Here is a 16,739-nt window from a genome sequence, read left to right as displayed (position 1 = left end):
TGGCCGTGCTGGTCACGTCATCAAGGGCTATGTTGTTGGTGAACGACACCGCCCCGGCTGGGAGAGATGTGCCGTAGGTCGCGTTGACCCCGGCAATCGCCGGCCCGGTCAGCGCCAGTTTGGTGACCTCCAGTGCGCCGTTGACATAACTCAGCGCATAACCCAATTGATCAACTGCAGATGGTGTGAGGCTGTGGGATCCCGCCGTGTAGTTCCCTGAGCCAGAGGTAGAGCCGCCGACCGCAACTGTGGCCGCCGAACTCAGCGCCTGCACAGCGATATCACCGTTTTGTAAGCCGGAGAGGGCGGTCGTCAAAGCCGGCGTAGCCGCACCGTAAGTAATCGCTGCCGGACTGTTAGCGGTGATGTTAAGCGTGGGTTGCTCGCGATAAACGGCATACTTTCCAATCCCTAATGAAGCGGTGTAGTTGGTCGTTGCTTCGTCGCTGTTATAGCGAAAATGACCGCTACCTGATCCAACTAGGGTGGTCAGACCCGTACTGCCCAGTATGCTACCAGTGAATAGTGTTGCACGCCCACCCGTGGATAGGGTGCCGCCGCTGATGATGATATTGCCACCGGATGCATTGCCTGCTGCAGTACCAGAATCCGCATTAAGGGTTATTGCCGAAGTACCGGAATTCGTATTTGTGAGAGCGCCGCTGAGCGTGATGTCTCCGCCTCCCGAACTCGTTGCTGAAATCGTGCCTGCCCCTGCGGTGATGTTGCCGAGAGCGGCGGAGGTCCCGGCGTTGATTGTTACATTGCCGCCGTTCCCGGAGATGGCCATCGGCGTCCCTGATGTACCGATATTGGCCGTCGCCTGCAGCAGAACCGGCGAAACGTCCGCGAGCGTGAGCGCGCCGGTGCCCGCGATACTGCCGGCCTTGGCGAGCAGAGTGAGTTGCCCGTGATTTTTGTAGGACCAGGCGGCGTTCCATGAAATATCGGTGGCGGAATCCAGAGTCAGCGTATTGGCATTCGGTCCTGGAACTGCGCCAGGATCCGCATCCGTCGTGCCTGTTACCGGGCCGATTGCGACTGTGCCGCTGGTGTTGGAAACGAGTATACCGCCAAGCGAGGTCTTGACCGTGACATTGCCAAACGCCAATTGCTGATTGATCGAGTTGTCGGGCAGGATACCGACACTGCCAGGGGTAGCAGGATCAAACGCAGAAGCGGTGTCAGTATAAGGGCCGGCCCCCGAAGGGGTCGTGCAATCGCCGCCGCCAACGCACGTCATTCTAAGCGTCGCGCCCCCGGCAGCATTGGTGATCAGGATTTCATCCGGGTCGAGGAGCAAGGTACCGGCCCGGCCCATTGGCGCTCGGGTATCGGCCATGCCGCGGTAATCCAGGTAGTGCTTCCCGGACACTTCTATCAAGCCGCCGTCGCCGGAATGCGCCCCACCGCGCGCGGAGATGTTGCCCTGGAATCTGCTGACGTTATCCGCCCACACGATCACCTTGCCGCCGCTACCATTCGTGATGGCGTCGGCCGTGATCGTAGAGTCCGCGCTCACATACGTCGCCGCGGCGTTCTGCACTGACGGATTCTTGCCCTGGTAGTCGCCGCCGACCAGGACCGTGCCACCGCCCGCCGTACCGGATGCGTCGACTGTTGCCGCAATCAAGCCGACACGATCGCCCAGCAGTTGGATGGCGCCGCCTTTGCCGGAAGCGACCGGGATCCTGCCCTCACGCTGAGCCTCCCCCTGAGAGAGAGGGGATTGAGTAAGCTGATTTTCTCCCTGAGGGAGGGTTTGAGAGATCTGATTTCCTTCCAGAAGGGTGGGGAATCCAGTGCCTTTGGCTTCGATCGTGCCGGACACCAGCGTGGTGCCGGTTTCGGACTGAACCGTGATCTCACCGGCAGTCTCGCCGCTGGCGCTCAGGCGGCTGCCTGCTTCGAGGGTCACGTCCTGCTTTGCACGCAGGACGATTTTGCCGGTTGCGTCCCTCACCACCTGGTCGGCATTGACGATGCCCATGTTCCGAAGCGTCGCGCCGTAAATGCCGACTTCGCCGCTTTGCGCAAGGATCTTGCCGAGGTTGACGGCGGCGTTATCGCTCGCCGTGATTTCGACCCTCACCCCCGGCGTGCTGGAGTCGAAGATCTTCACCGACTGGCCGGCGGCCAGGATCACGTCGCCCTGCGGGCTCGTGATGATGCCGCTGTTGGTGACGTCCGATCCGACCAGATAAACGCTGCCGCCTGAAGGTGTGGTGATCCTGCCCTGATTTTCCACCTTGCCGGCAAGCGGATTGGACACGAAATTGAGCCGGCCCGCGAGAAAGTCCTGGTTGCTCAGGTTGAGTGTTGAGGCCACCAGTCCGGCCACGTCGATGCGCGCGCCCTGCCCGACCAGGATGCCGCTCGGATTGATCAGGAAGACCCGGCCGTTCGAGGTGAGCGTCCCGAGGATGACGGAAGGATCGGGGCCGGTGACGCGATTGAGGACGCTCGAGGCGGCGCTTTGCTGGATGAAGCGTGTGGTTTCGCTTGCGCCGATCGAGAACCCGAGCCAGTTGATAATTGCCCCCGGGCTGTTGGTGATGTTTAGCGAACTGCCCTGAGCGGAGAAGCTAGCCTGACCTGCAACCACGGTTGGATCATTGCCATTCGCCTGGGCTTGGCCTGCGGCAAATACACACGCAATCACTGCGATAACAGCTATCTGCCGCCGCAAGGTAAAAAAGCGGCTGCCTCTCGCTGTCGTGATCGATGTCAGCCACATCGATATCAACCGCGCCAGACGCTCAATCGATCGGTTGCAAAAGGCGATCGAACAACCCGACGGCAGGCTGAAAAGGCTCAGGAACATCATAACGGTATTCAGTTCAGGAGTCATCGCTTTCACCATTCGAATCTGATTTTTATTAATTATGGGGCGGATACAGTCCCTAGCCCGCAGGGCTTGCATCCTCTCCAAGCTGCCGGTTCCACAAACCAGATTTTTTATCTCAGGCGTATGTCACCGAACAGTCCCAGCAATCCGAAGACGATCAGATAAGCCGCGACGATATAGTTCAGCAACCGGGGAACGATCAGAATAAGCACGCCAGCGAGCAAAGACAATAAAGGACCAAGACTTAAGGTCATATTCATGACAGCATCCTTTCTATTCAGCAGGTTTCATTTTTTATACCCAGTGACAACGAGCATCATGAAAGTATCAAAAGCAATGGGCATGCCAATAACTGAAATAGGTTCGCAATTCTGGATTCATCCTTTAATAACGGGATAATAGGCGAACAGGAAAGAGCCGCGGAGAAGATGGAATGATTTGCGCAGCCTCCATATTTGGTGGACCATCAACATATTGAGGGCTGCTTTGAAGGGAGTCGGTCATTGCCCCCTCTATCTGTTCATATAATAATTGAGGTAATTGCAAAACTCCCCATTCTTGTCATTCCCGCAACGATTCTGAGCGGGAATCTGGTTCTAACTGCTTGAAAAACCATATTATGAACATTAAGCTTCGCTTTCCCGATAGAGACATTATGAACATTAAGCTTCGCTTTCGGGAATGACAAATGGTTTTGCAATTGCCTCAATTGATAAGAACTTCCTTATCCAGACAAACAATCTATACCAAGATCGATTTTGAAAAACTCAAACAACTGCCTCTGGACTGGCCGGAGGTATTATCATGAACGAACCTGTCTTTGCCAGCCTCTTGGCTGATCGTTTCATGGATTTCGTCGCGTTTCGACGTTCCGGTGGAGCCGACTACTGTGGTCGAGCTAAAGTACTCTCCTATTTCGACCGTTTCTTGTGCCAGCAGGGCTTCGGCGGTTCCTGCCCTACCAGAGAGATCATCGATCAATACTTAACATCTTTGACCGGTCTCAATTCCAATACCCGCGCCAACAGGCTGGCCGTCGTGCGCCAGTTTTGCACGTACATGCGCCAGTTTGAGCCGCAGTGTTATGTCCCTGAGCCTGCAGCCCGGACAGGGCCGAAGCTTCATCGAACACCTACATCTTTACCGACGATGAGATCAAAGCTCTGCTCGCCGCAACGCACCTCTTGTCGCCTCCTGAGTCGGTACGGCCCATAACCTTCCACACCTTGTTCGGGGTAAAATCGTACCTGTGAAGCATTAAACCCTCCCGTAGTCGTCTTCCGAGCGTTCGATATCGTCCTCTCCGAAATAGTCGCCGGTCTGAACCTCGATAAAAACCACATTTTCCGTGCCGATGTTGCGGATACGGTGCCAGGTGAGTACCGGCAAATCCACGGATTGACAGGAGGTCAGGCTGATCTCCTCGCCGTTTCTGGTCACAACGGCCTTGCCGCTGATCACGTACCAGTGTTCCGAACGGTGGAAGTGGCGCTGGAGGCTGAGACGCTGGCCCGGATAGACGGTAATCCGCTTTACCTTGCTGTCCGCCGCGTCGGAGAGAATTTCGTAAAAGCCCCAGGGGCGATGGTCGCTGTCTATCTTCTGGTCGGCAGTTTCTTTGTCAGGTGTTTGCATCGGCTCCTCAATTAATTTTTCGGTAAATTTAAAAATGTCCTCATTCTGTGAATATTTTGAATGCGACGATAAACATTTTAAGAAGACACTGTCAAACTTTTTTGACATTATTGATTGACAACAACTGAGAATTAAATATTATGCCGAAGCGAAAGCACGAGGCACAGTTTTTGGCTTATCCGCGTATCGTCAACAGGGAACAGATGCCCAAAGGGTGTGTTGGACGTTTCTAAAAAGTAGCAGAGGTGGTTATGCTGGAATTAAGGGATTTGTGTTTTTCCGTAACTGAAAAGGACGAGAAAAACGGAGAAAAAAGGCGTGATATCATTGACAAAATGAATTTCACTTTTGAAGCGGGGAAGTTCTATGCGATCACCGGTCCCAACGGCAGCGGCAAGACGACCTTGTCCAAGCTGATCATGGGGATAAACCAGCCGTCCGCGGGGAGCATCCATTTCGAGGGGAAAGACATCTCGGCTATGACGATCGCCGAGCGGGCGAATGCCGGAATTGCTTACAGTTTTCAGCAGCCGGCTCGCTTCAAGGGGATAACGTTCCGGGACCTCCTGTCGGTTGCCGCCAAGACGGAGAACGAGGAAAGGCTCATCGGGATTGTCAGAAGAGTGGGAATTTGTCCCCTTTCGTTTCTCGATAAGCCGGTTGACGCGACGCTTTCCGGGGGCGAAATCAAGAAGATAGAGCTGGCGACAACGATTGCCCGAAATCCCAAGCTTGCCATCTATGACGAACCGGATACCGGGATTGACCTCTGGACCATTATGCCGATGGTTAACCTTCTGAAAAAAGAGCAGAGCGAGCGCCATACCACGACGATTGTCGTCAGCCACAACCGTTCCTTTCTGGAGGTCGCTGACAACATCCTGATTATTGATCAGGGTAAATTAATGTATCAGGGGAACCTGGCAAATGCCCTGCCGATGCTGAACGATTTCAGGATATGCAGTTTCAGCCCCTGCCCGTGCCCGGAAGGAGAAAAAGATGCTCAGTGCTTTAGATAAGGATCTCTTGAAGACCGTAGCGGATCTTGAAGGCATCCCCAAGGGCGCCTACAATATCAGAAAAAACGGCAAGTTGGAGTCACGTTCGATCTCCGCCAACATAAATATAGAGAGCGACGAAAAGAGAGACGGGATTATAGTTACGATTGCGCCGGGGACGATTAACGAATCTGTTCACATCCCGGTCATTCTCAGCCAAAGCGGTCTCAACGACGTGGTTTACAATACCTTCATCGTCGGCGCCGGCGCCGACGTCACGATCATCGCCGGCTGCGGAATCCACTGCGGCGGCCCCGAGCCGGAAGGACACGAGGGCATCCACGAATTTCGCATTGAAAAAGGGGCGCGGGTCAAGTATGTGGAAAAACACTTTGCTGGCGGTAATGGAGTCGGGAAGCGGTCGCTGAACCCAACCACAAAGGTTTTTCTCGGGGAGAATGCCCACGCGGAGATGGAGCTCACCCAGATAGGCGGCGTTGATGAAGCGAACCGCGTCAACGAGGCGGTGCTTGGCCCTGGAAGCAGCCTGTTGATCATGGAGCGGGTAATGACCGAGGGCGACCAGAAAGCGGTTTCCCGCAACGAGATCATCCTGGCTGGTGAAAACAGCTCCTCCAACATGGTTTCCCGTTCTGTTATCAAGGGCAACTCCCGGCAGAATTTCTACGCGAACATGATTGCCCGGGCAAAGTGCTTCGGCCATATCGAGTGCGACGCGATCATCATGGATAACGGTTCCAATGAAACCATTCCCGCCCTGCGGGCCGAGCACCCCGATGCCGAACTCAGCCATGAGGCCTCCATTGGCAAGATTGCCGGCGACCAGTTGATGAAGCTGATGAGCCTCGGTCTTTCCTATGAAGAGGCGGTGAACATGATTATTCAAGGTTTTCTTCGGTAAAGCGGAAAGACAAAACAATTCAGGGAGGGAAAAGGCACTAACAGTTACACACCCGTGTTTCTTATTGCAAAGCAATGGAATTTCTGATAAATCGCCACAATCACGGGGAAATAGGATGACAGCACTCTTTGCTTCCGGGGATTGCTGGAGGATAGGCGGTTTGACTGAATAGTTTCAATAGTATCTTATCTTATTATCATTACTTCAGATTTATAAAGGTGCGGGGAGGTGATTATGGCTAAGGCAAAACAGGACGTTAATATTCTCGAAAAATGCCCGACGGGCATCAGGGGTCTCGATGAGATCACGAAGGGAGGGCTTCCGAAAGGCAGGCCAACCCTGATCTGTGGCAGTGCGGGTTGCGGCAAGACACTTTTCGCCATGGAATTTCTCATGCGGGGCGCCAGGGATTATGGAGAACCCGGGGTCTTTATGACCTTCGAGGAAACGCCGGAGGATCTCGCGAAAAATTTCTCTTCCCTGGGTTTTGATCTGCCGGACATGATGTCGCGTGGTCTCATCGCCACGGACCACGTCAAAATCGAGCGTAGCGAGCTTGAGGAGACGGGTGAGTACGACCTGGAAGGATTGTTCATCCGCCTGGGGAGTGCCATTGATGCCATCGGCGCGAAGCGGGTTGTTTTGGACACCATCGAAGCGCTTTTTTCCGGGCTTTCTAATACCGCTATTCTGCGGGCAGAGCTGCGCCGGCTTTTTCACTGGTTGAAAGACCGCGGCATGACGGCCATCGTTACAGGGGAAAGCGGCGACAAGACCCTGACCCGCTACGGGCTCGAAGAATACGTCGCCGATTGCGTGATCCTCCTCGACTTCCGCATCCAGGAACAACTTTCCACGCGCCGCCTGCGTATTGTCAAATACCGCGGCTCAGCGCACGGCTCCGACGAGTATCCCTTCCTGATAGACGAAAAAGGCTTCTCTATCCTGCCCATCACTTCCCTGGGGCTCGACTACCCCATATCCTCAGAGCGCATCTCCACGGGTGTCCTCAAGTTGGATGAAATGCTGGAAGGGAAGGGCTTCTACCGGGGCGGCACCATCCTCGTTTCCGGTACCGCGGGCACGGGCAAAACAAGTTTGGCGGCTACCTTTGCCGTTGCCGCCTGCCGGCGAGGCGAGCGCTGCCTGTATTTTGCCTTCGAGGAATCGCCCAGCCAGATCATCCGGAACATGGGCTCCATCGGCATTGATCTCACCCGCTGGGTGAAGAAGGGGCTGCTCAAGTTTCATGCCGCCAGGCCTTCGCTGTACGGCCTGGAGATGCATCTCCTTACCTTTCACAACATGATTGAGGAGTTCAAGCCCCAAGTGTTAGTTGTCGACCCGATCAGCAACTTGAGCGCCGCGGGAACAGTATCAGAGGTCAAATCCATTTTAACGCGCCTGGTAGATTATTTGAAGATGAACAATGTCACTACGTTCCTTACGGACCTCACTCATTTTACCGGTAGCTTGGAACACACAAGCGAAGAGATATCTTCTCTGATCGATACCTGGCTTCTGCTCCGGGATATCGAACTCAATGGGGAACGCAACCGGGGCCTCTACATTTTAAAGTCCCGCGGCATGGCCCACTCCAACCAGATTCAAGAGTTCCTGCTTTCGAATGAGGGCATTGGCCTGCTCGACATCTATACCGGTTCCGGCGAGGTATTAACCGGGAGCGCCCGGGCCACCCAGGAAGCCGCGGAAAAGGCCTCGGAGCTGGCACGCTGGCGTGAGGTGGATCGCCGGCTCCGCGAGCAGGAACGCAAGAAGAATGCGCTGGAAGCAAAGATCTTGGCGCTGCGTGCCGAGTTCGATGTGGAAACTCAAGAGGTGCTTTTGATGGCGGAAGAAGAGAAAAAAAGACAAATTGTCCGGGCAGAAGACCGTTTGGATATGGTCCATCTTCGCAAGGGGAAACCTGCCGCTCCGCGGGCGAAGCGCTCAAAAAGAAGCGGGAAAGGAGAGTAAGATGAAAGCTATTGCATCAGGAAAGGGAAAGAAAGCAAAAACCGATTCGACAGAAGAAATCTGGAACCTCCGCTTATATGTAGCCGGCCAGACCCGGAAATCGCTTACGGCCTTTGCCAATTTAAAGAAGATCTGCGAAGAGCACCTCGCGGGGAAATACCGCATTGAAGTAATCGACCTGTTAAAGAATCCCCAGCTTGCCAAAGGGGATCAGATTATTGCCATCCCGACACTGGTAAAGAAACTTCCTGAACCGCTGAGAAAGATTATCGGCGACATGGCTGACACGGAGCGGGTACTGGTAGGACTGGACATTCGTTCTGTCTCCGGGTGAAAAAAACAATTTTGATGTAAAAGTGAGTGAGATGAAAAGAGAAAAAATGAGCGCTGAAGAATTCGAAAGAGCGGCCGCGGAGCGAGACCGGGAAAAGTACGTTCTGCGGTTGTATGTTACCGGGATGACCCCGAAGTCAACCCTGGCAATCGCCAATGTCGGGAAAATTTGTGAAAAATATCTGGCAGGCCGCTATGCACTCAAGGTGATAGACATCTACCAGCAGCCAAATCTGGCCAGGGAAAAGCAGATTATTGCCACCCCAACGCTCATCAAGGAACTTCCCCTGCCGCTCCGGAGGCTCATTGGCGACATGTCGGATACGGAAAGGCTTCGTGACGGCCTCGATCTGCGACCCTATAATTCATGAGTATGAAGCAATGACTGAACCTCACAGAACACGCCAGCAACTTTTGGATGATTTGCAGGAACTCACAGCGCGGCTGAAGGAAACTGAAGAAACACTGCGCGCGATCGTAGGCGGCGAGGTGGACGGTCTGGTTGTCTCGGCAGCGGAAGGAGAACAGCTCTTTACCCTGTCGGGCGCCGATTACCCCTACCGGATTATGGTCCAAACCATGTACGAAGGGGCCATTACCCTGGCCTCCGACGGCACGATCCTTTTTTGTAACCAGCGTTTTGCCGATATTCTCCAGAGGTCTTTGGAAAAAATCATTGGATCTTCAATCTATCAACACATTTCATCGCCAGACCTGCAATTATTCAAGACATTGTTTGAACAAGGTTTAAAGGAGAACAGTAAGGGGGAACTTGCCTTACAGTCTGTAGGTGAAAATGCTGTACCTGTCCTGCTTTCTGTAAGTCCTCTTTATCCCGCCGATATTTCTGGCGCGGTTTGCGCCGCCATAATGGTGGACATGACCGAGCGCAAGAAGATGGAGGCGGTGCTAAAGGTTTCTGAAACTAACTACCGCCGTCTCTTTGAAGCAGCCCAGGATGGAATATTAGTCCTTGATGCCGAAACAGGACAAATATCGGATGTGAACCCATTTTTGTTAGAAATGTTGGGTTATTCACATGAGGAGCTCATGGGGAAGAATCTCTGGGAAATTGGAAAATTCAGGGATATTGAAGCATCGAAAGCCACCTCCGCGGCATTGAAGAGCAAAGGGTATGTTCGCTACAATGATTTACCGCTGGAGACGAAAGACGGACGGCCAATTGCCGTGGAATTTGTCAGTAACGTCTATCAGGTCAATCATCATAAAGTAATTCAGTGTAACATCCGCGATATTACTGAACGGAAACTTACAGCAGAGGCTTTAAAAAAATCTCACAACGAACTGGAACGACAAGCTGTCGAACTGCGGAAGGCTCTTGCAGATATAATTACATTGAAAGAGCAACTCGAAGTCGAGAATATCTATTTCCGCCACACGACCAAAATGAAAAATAAATTTGAGCATATTCTCGGGCAAAGCGACGGCCTCAAGTATGTTCTTTATCGAGCGGAACAAGTTGCCCCTTCGACCACAACGGTGCTCATCCTGGGTGAGACCGGTACGGGTAAGGAGCTGATTGCTGCCGCCGTCCATAACATGAGCCCCCGCAAGGAACGGCCGTTAGTCACGGTCAACTGTGCCGCTCTGCCGGCGAATTTGATCGAGAGTGAATTGTTTGGCCGGGAGAAGGGGGCATTTACCGGGGCCGATACCCGCCAGATCGGTCGATTCGAGTTCGCCAATGGTTCCACCCTTTGTCTCGACGAAATCGGGGAGCTTCCGTTGGAGCTGCAGGCAAAGCTGCTCCGGGTGATTCAGAACAGTGAGTTTGAGCGCCTCGGCTCCTCTCAAACCATAAAAGTTAATGTGCGGGTCATCGCCACGACCAATCGGGATCTTGCCGAAGAGGTGCGCAAAGGCCGGTTTCGTCAGGACCTTTACTATCGCCTCAACGTCTTTCCCATCACTGTTCCACCCCTGCGGCAGCGCAAAGAAGACATTCCAATCCTGGCACAAGCCTTCATCGAGCGGTATTCCAAGAAAATGGGCAAGCAGATCACGTCGATCCAGAAGGCGACGTTGAAGGCGCTTCAGGATTATCCTTGGCCCGGGAACGTTCGGGAGTTGGAAAACATCATTGAACGGGCCGTGATCCTGTGCCCCGGGCCGATTTTGCAACTGTCGGATAAGCTGGAGATTTTATCCCCATCTCTGGTATCCACCGTGAGGACGCTGGAAGAGACGGAGCGCAACCAGATTATTCAAATCCTTTCTGAAACCCGCTGGCTCATCGAGGGAAAGGACGGGGCCGCAGCGATCCTGGGCCTCCATCCGAGCACCTTAAGGGCGAGGATGCATAAGCTCGGGATTATCCGGTCCGAGACTAATGAACCGGGTTAGGCTGTCAACCCTTATTTAACCCTCAATATTTTGATGTCCCACCAAATATTGAGGCCAGACTAATCAGTCATACCTTTCTGCTATTCTCGCCTGTTAAGGCAATCAATTGTTATAAAAGGATAAATAAAAGATTCTGATCGTTCTTCGGCTATTGGCAGGCCATTTGCATTTGCATTCTCGTAATCTTCGGGGGAGATTTAGAATATGTCCATAGATAAAATAATTTGTCGTAAATTTATGCTGTTTGCAAGCAAAGAACGCTGCTTGCGAATGGGTTCTAATTCTATTATTCTTTGTATAATCCTCATTATGCTCCTGTCCTCTTCCCATATTATTGAAAGCGCTAGAGTTATCGACAAGAATATCCCTTTTTACCCGGGAGAAAAGCTGACGTATGAGGGGAAGTGGGGGATCATTCCCGCCGGGGAAGTTACACTTGAAGTTCTTCCCAAGGAAACCATCAATGGCGTTGAGGCATACCACTTTGCAATGATTACCAAGACGAACGCCGCTGTCGATCTTCTCTACAAGATCCGGGAACGGCAGGATTCGTATGTCGATGCCAAAATGACCCGTAGCGTCCTCTATAAAAAACGGACTGAAAGTCGACATCCGCGTGATGTCGTCATAAATTTCAACTGGGAAAAACTTCAGGCCACTTATACCAATTTCGGCAAAAATGCAGCCCCAATTAATATCTTACCAGGCTCATTCGATCCGCTGGCCCTCTTTTTCATCCTTCGGCTTCAAGATCTTATCGAAAACTCTGTGATTGAAATACCAATCACGGACGGCAATATGAATATCAGGGTGAAAGCAACCATTGGGAAAAAGGATCTTATCGAGATTAAAGGGAAAACGTATAAGAGTGTTGCGGTAACACCAGATATGGAACAGTTAGAAAATATAGTAAAAAAAAGCGAAAACCCTCAACTTAAAATTTGGTTTAGTGCGGATGAAAAAAAAATCCCTCTTAAAATTCAAAGTAAAGTGGGGATCGTTTCTTTTATTTTTGAATTTGTATCGATGGTGCCTTGAATAAGAAAAATGAGGCCCTTCCACAGCCAGGAGAAAGGGGGACGTAATGAAAACATGCCTAAAATCATTGGTCATTCTTGTTTTTTTTCTTATCTTTACCGGTTGTGCGAGTCTTCTGCCATCCAGCAAGACCACCATAGATTCGCCTTGGAAGGATTTCAACAGTGCCAAACTGGAATATGAAAAAATAACTCCCGAGATAACCACCGTGGACGACCTGAAAAAAATGAATTTTAATCCTTATGAAATACCCAATATTAGAATCATGAATGTAACGGAGATCATCGGCGTATTCTTGCCGAATCCCTCTATTAAAATAGAGGATTTGGACCCGGGAATTCAAAAATGCATAGAGAAAAGGCAGCGCTGTACGGCTTACAGATTTGAACCTGGTGTACTCAATAAGAAGCGGGTCGGCAATTTCTGGGCAGATATATTCACGTTCAAGCGACACACGATAGACACGGGATGGGAATTCCGCGGTTTAATCACAATCGTTGATGATGTTGTCACTTACAGAGACCCGGCAGGAGGCAGGCCCTTGGTTAAAACGGAAGAAATTGTAAATAAACCGTTAGGCCCCCTGCAAGAGGTTGGAGGCGTCATCATTACTGAAGTTCCAAAGCTCTGGTAACGATTGCGCAGGATATTGACTACATCTCTTGCTGGGAATCAGGTCAAGAGCCACGGTCTGATATCACGGAGAAAGGGGTTGCCGGGGACGAACCCGGCTTCATATAAAGGAGAGAATGATGAAAAGGCACATGTGGTTTGCGGTGAGTTTGTTTCTTGCCGCGGTGGTGATGGTTCCGCCGTCCTCGGCTGCGGACTCGCAGGCTATGGTGGTGGGCCGCGTATATCATGTCGAGGGGGACCTGCTCCGTTATATTCCTGAAGAGAACGATTGGGTGGCCGTGGTCAGGGACGCACCCTTTGGCGCAGTGGATACACTCTACTCGGGAAGCCGTGGGATGGCGGAACTGATCGTTCCCAACGGGACCTGGATCAGGGTCGGGAACAACACGCAGATACAGTTCATCGCCCTTGATACGGACCTGGCCGAGATGGATGTGGCATCGGGCGTGGCCCGGTTCTACAACAAAAGTTCCGACACCGTTGTCAAGGTCACGAGTCCATTCGGATACGTCCTGGGTGATCCCGGCACAGTCTTCGACTTCTACGTGGGCGAAAATTCCGTCGAAGCGGTTGCGATAAAAGGGAAGGTGGATTTCATCCACGCGGAAACGGATGCCCGCTACGAAGTTTCGGCTGGCTCTCCCTCCCTCCTCGCGGACCAGAGACAGGTGTCGTCAGGCGAAGGGAACGTTGATTATGACTGGAACCGGTGGAACACAGTCCGTGAAAACTTCTGGGCGGCGAAGTCCAGGGTGAGGGGAGGCTCGGCAGAATATCTTCCACCCAGCCTCCGGGACGAGGCGTATGCCCTTGAAGAGAATGGAAGGTGGGAGGATGTCTCCTATGAGGGTGAACGGCGCAGGTTCTGGCGGCCTACCACTGTAGCCTTGGGCTGGTCGCCTTTCACCGTGGGCCGCTGGACCGACTGGTATGGGGATCAGACATGGATCCCTGCAGAACCATTCGGTTACGTCACCCACCATTACGGCAATTGGATCTACGTGCGTAATTACTGGTACTGGGCGCCGCCTGTGGTCAGCGTGCGCTTCGGGCTCCCCCTCCTCGACATCGGCTTTTTCTGGTATCCAGGAAGGGTTTCATGGATTCACAGTGGCGCCTATGTGGGCTGGGTGCCTCTGGCGCCGCGCGAGACGTACTACAGTCACCGTTACTGGGGAGGCCCTCACGATGTGGTCGTAACCAACGTGAACATCGCGCAGATCAACATCAACCTTAGCAATTATGCCTACGTGAACCGTACCGTTGTGGTTCCCCAGAACGATTTCTACCGCGTGAACAATTACAGGGATGTCCGAGTGAAAAACATCAACCGCACCACCATTGTCAACAACTACCGCGTGGCTCCGGTCGTCAATAATACGGTGATCAACAATTACGCGACGAACAAGCAGCGCTATAACTACACCAACGTTACGGTGAAAGAGAAGCCCCACAATACCGTGATCAATCGAATCCAGCATAATGAGACGGTCATTCAGGGGGGCAGGAAAGAGAAGGCTGCCGTGGTCCAGGAGCGAGTGAAGAGCATCCCGGAGGGGAGGGTTAACCGCGAGGCCCGGATCGAAGCGCCCAAGGTCACGAACTATATCGTACCAGTTAGAGAGGTGAACCGGCCGAAAGCGGAGATAAAGTTTCCACAGAGGGAGGTCAAAACCGGTGGAAAGCTTGGTCAGCCTGAGCAGCCCGCTGCACGACCGGAGCGCGTGGCGCCGGCAAAACCGAATGAACAGAAGAAAGCCGTTCAACCCGCAGTGCCAGCGCGGGTAAGTCCCGTAAAACCTGCTCAACCTGAGCAGCCCGCTGCACGACCGGAGCGCGCGGCGCCGGCAAAACCGAATGAACAGAAGAAAGCCGTTCAACCCGCAGTGCCGGAGCGGGTGAGTCCCGTAAAACCTGTTCAACCCGAGCAGCCCGCTGCACGACCGGAGCGTGTGGTGCCGGCAAAACCGAATGAACAGAAGAAAGCCGTCCAACCCGCAGTGCCAGTGCGGGTGAGTCCCGTAAAACCTGCTCAACCCGAGCAGCCCGCTGCACGACCGGAGCGCGCGGCGCCGGCAAAACCGAATGAACAGAAGAAAGCCGTCCAACCCGCAGTGCCAGCGCGGGTGAGTCCCGTAAAACCTGCTCAACCCGAGCAGCCCGCTGCACAACCGGAGCACGCGGCGCCGGCAAAACCGAATGAACAGAAGAAAGCCGTTCAACCCGCAGTGCCGGAGCGAGTGAGTCCCGTAAAACCTGCTCAACCTGAGCAGCCCGCTGTACGACCGGAGCGCGCGGCGCCGGCAAAACCGAATGAACAGAAGAAAGCCGTCCAACCCGCAGTGCCAGTGCGAGTGAGTCCCATAAAACCTGCTCAACCTGAGCAGCCCGCTGCACGACCGGAGCGCGTGGCGCCGGCAAAACCGAATGAACAGAAGAAAGCCGTCCAACCCGCAGTGCCAGTGCGAGTGAGTCCCGTAAAACCTGCTCAACCTGAGCAGCCCGCTGCACGACCGTAGCGTGTGGCGCCGGCAAAACAGAAAGCGACGATCAAGCCGCCTGAAAAAGATGTCGAAAAACGAAAAGAGCAGAAACGTCTCGAGGAAGAAGAGGGAAAACCGAGGTCTTGAAAGAGCGACATTAGGAAAGAAAGGAAAACATCGCTACAAAATGGATAGCAAACTTTCGCCCATGGCAAAAAGTATCCGGAACAAAGACGGGCTGGAATCGCAGGAACCCGATCCTTTGGTGCTGCGCATGCCGGTTGATGTGCGCAGTTTTTCACTCGCCCTGCTCACGGTGCTCGCGGTCATCTTCGTTCTGCATTGGGCCCAGGCGATTTTCATTCCGCTGATGTTGAGCGTGATGATTAGCTATGCGCTTTCTCCTCCTGTCAATCTGATGCAAAAATGGCGAATCCCGCGCGCTATTGGGGCCGCTGTGCTTCTGCTCGGTATCGTAGGGGGATCAGGCACTATGGTTTATTCGCTCAGCGACGATGCTGCCAGGTTGATCGAAACCCTGCCGGACGCCGTGCAAAAGATTCGCCTGGCAAGACTCAAAGAACGGGGAATGTCCGAAGGCACTCTGGAGAACGTGCAAAAAACCGCTACACAACTCGAGCAGGCAGCGAGCGAAACAGGCGCTCCGGCGCCTGCCGCCCCGAGAGGGGTGACACGGGTGCAGATCGAAAATCACAAACTTAATGTTAAAGACTACCTTTGGATGGGAACCAAAGGTGCAGTAGGGTTTGCCGGCCAGCTTACAATGGTATTGTTTCTGGCCTATTTTATGCTTGTTTCGGGCGACACTTTTCGGCGCAAACTGGTCAAGATCAGTGGCCCCACTCTTAGCAAGAAAAAAATTACCCTCCGGGTGCTGGATGAAATTACCGACCAGATTCAACGCTATCTGCTGGTGCAGATATTCACCAGCATTCTGGTGGGCGTGGTGACCTGGATCGCGTTTCTCTGGATCGGCCTGGAGCATGCGGCAATCTGGGGAATTGCCGCAGGGGTACTCAATGCCGTCCCTTATATCGGTCCGGTCATCGTTACCGGCGGCACGGCGCTCTTCGCCTTTCTCCAATTCGGAACGATCGGCATGGTTCTTCTGGTCGCGGGCATCTCGCTGGTAATCACCAGTCTCGAAGGTTATTTGCTGACGCCATGGCTTATCGGTCGGGCAAGCCGGATGAATGCGGTGGTGGTTTTCATCGGCGTGCTGTTTTGGGGTTGGTTGTGGGGTGTGTGGGGTTTATTGCTGGGCGTGCCCATTATCATGATTATCAAGGCGGTATGCGATCGGGTGGAAGATTTGATACCCATCGGCGAACTGCTCGGCGAGTAGCGCAGGTCATAAAGCGGCAAGGGTTCGTCAAGTGGCCCTCAATGTGATCCATGATCATTTCTGGGTCATGTTCCTGGATCCCGACCATGATCTCAGCGTGGCTTATCCGGCCTTCAGGCAGCAAGGAGAAATGGAGCGG

General features: G+C 53.2%; 14 protein-coding genes. 10 read left to right on the top strand and 4 right to left on the bottom strand.

Annotated elements, in window-relative coordinates; genetic code table 11:
* The 4 genes from M0P74_15545 to M0P74_15530 form a co-directional block, all read right to left on the bottom strand.
* Positions 1 to 2,863, bottom strand: a 2,863-nt coding sequence (locus tag M0P74_15545; GenBank protein MCK9365001.1) for a filamentous hemagglutinin N-terminal domain-containing protein, incomplete at its 3' end; no start/stop codon positions are given.
* Positions 2,864 to 2,958: 95 nt separating this feature from the next.
* Positions 2,959 to 3,108 carry a DUF3096 domain-containing protein gene (locus M0P74_15540; GenBank protein MCK9365000.1) on the bottom strand — a complete coding sequence of 50 codons (150 nt, stop codon included), beginning with the start codon at positions 3,106 to 3,108 and terminating at the stop codon, positions 2,959 to 2,961.
* A gap of 481 nt (positions 3,109 to 3,589) precedes the next feature.
* On the bottom strand, positions 3,590 to 3,829 hold the full coding sequence (locus tag M0P74_15535) for a hypothetical protein (protein MCK9364999.1): 240 nt from the start codon (positions 3,827 to 3,829) through the stop codon (positions 3,590 to 3,592).
* 276 nt (positions 3,830 to 4,105) lie between these two features.
* Positions 4,106 to 4,483, bottom strand: coding sequence for a phosphomannose isomerase type II C-terminal cupin domain (locus tag M0P74_15530; protein MCK9364998.1), 378 nt, complete (start codon positions 4,481 to 4,483; stop codon positions 4,106 to 4,108).
* Positions 4,484 to 4,734: 251 nt separating this feature from the next.
* Here M0P74_15530 and M0P74_15525 point away from each other — a divergent pair, with 251 nt between their 5' ends.
* From M0P74_15525 to M0P74_15480, 10 genes are all read left to right on the top strand, one after another.
* A complete protein-coding gene (locus M0P74_15525) occupies positions 4,735 to 5,502 on the top strand; it encodes an ATP-binding cassette domain-containing protein (protein MCK9364997.1) in 768 nt (255 codons plus the stop codon).
* Entirely contained in the window at positions 5,483 to 6,403 is a 921-nt protein-coding gene (locus tag M0P74_15520; GenBank protein MCK9364996.1) for a SufD family Fe-S cluster assembly protein, read from the top strand. The genes M0P74_15525 and M0P74_15520 overlap by 20 nt, the downstream gene beginning before the upstream one ends.
* A 234-nt stretch (positions 6,404 to 6,637) precedes the next feature.
* On the top strand, positions 6,638 to 8,380 hold the full coding sequence (gene kaiC / locus M0P74_15515) for a circadian clock protein KaiC (GenBank protein ID MCK9364995.1): 1,743 nt from the start codon (positions 6,638 to 6,640) through the stop codon (positions 8,378 to 8,380).
* Between the two features lies 1 nt (position 8,381).
* Entirely contained in the window at positions 8,382 to 8,714 is a 333-nt protein-coding gene (locus M0P74_15510; GenBank protein ID MCK9364994.1) for a circadian clock KaiB family protein, read from the top strand.
* 31 nt (positions 8,715 to 8,745) lie between these two features.
* Positions 8,746 to 9,084, top strand: a complete 339-nt coding sequence (locus M0P74_15505; GenBank protein MCK9364993.1) for a circadian clock KaiB family protein — start codon at positions 8,746 to 8,748, stop codon at positions 9,082 to 9,084.
* 10 nt (positions 9,085 to 9,094) lie between these two features.
* Positions 9,095 to 11,077, top strand: a complete 1,983-nt coding sequence (locus M0P74_15500) for a sigma 54-interacting transcriptional regulator (GenBank protein ID MCK9364992.1) — start codon at positions 9,095 to 9,097, stop codon at positions 11,075 to 11,077.
* A gap of 204 nt (positions 11,078 to 11,281) precedes the next feature.
* The gene (locus M0P74_15495) at positions 11,282 to 12,115 is read left to right on the top strand and encodes a DUF3108 domain-containing protein (GenBank protein ID MCK9364991.1); all 834 of its coding nucleotides are present in this window, start codon (positions 11,282 to 11,284) and stop codon (positions 12,113 to 12,115) included.
* Between the two features lie 46 nt (positions 12,116 to 12,161).
* Positions 12,162 to 12,749 (top strand): hypothetical protein, encoded by a 588-nt coding sequence (locus tag M0P74_15490; GenBank protein ID MCK9364990.1) that lies wholly within the window; start codon positions 12,162 to 12,164, stop codon positions 12,747 to 12,749.
* A 115-nt stretch (positions 12,750 to 12,864) separates the two neighbouring features.
* The gene (locus M0P74_15485; GenBank protein MCK9364989.1) at positions 12,865 to 15,270 is read left to right on the top strand and encodes a FecR domain-containing protein; all 2,406 of its coding nucleotides are present in this window, start codon (positions 12,865 to 12,867) and stop codon (positions 15,268 to 15,270) included.
* A gap of 151 nt (positions 15,271 to 15,421) precedes the next feature.
* On the top strand, positions 15,422 to 16,600 hold the full coding sequence (locus M0P74_15480; GenBank protein ID MCK9364988.1) for an AI-2E family transporter: 1,179 nt from the start codon (positions 15,422 to 15,424) through the stop codon (positions 16,598 to 16,600).
* The last annotated feature ends 139 nt before the right edge of the window (positions 16,601 to 16,739 follow it).

This window comes from Syntrophales bacterium, assembly GCA_023229765.1.
Taxonomy (GTDB): domain Bacteria; phylum Desulfobacterota; class Syntrophia; order Syntrophales; family UBA5619; genus DYTH01.
The sequence above is the reverse complement of the archived record's forward strand: the minus strand, read 5'-3'. Positions and strand labels throughout refer to the sequence as shown.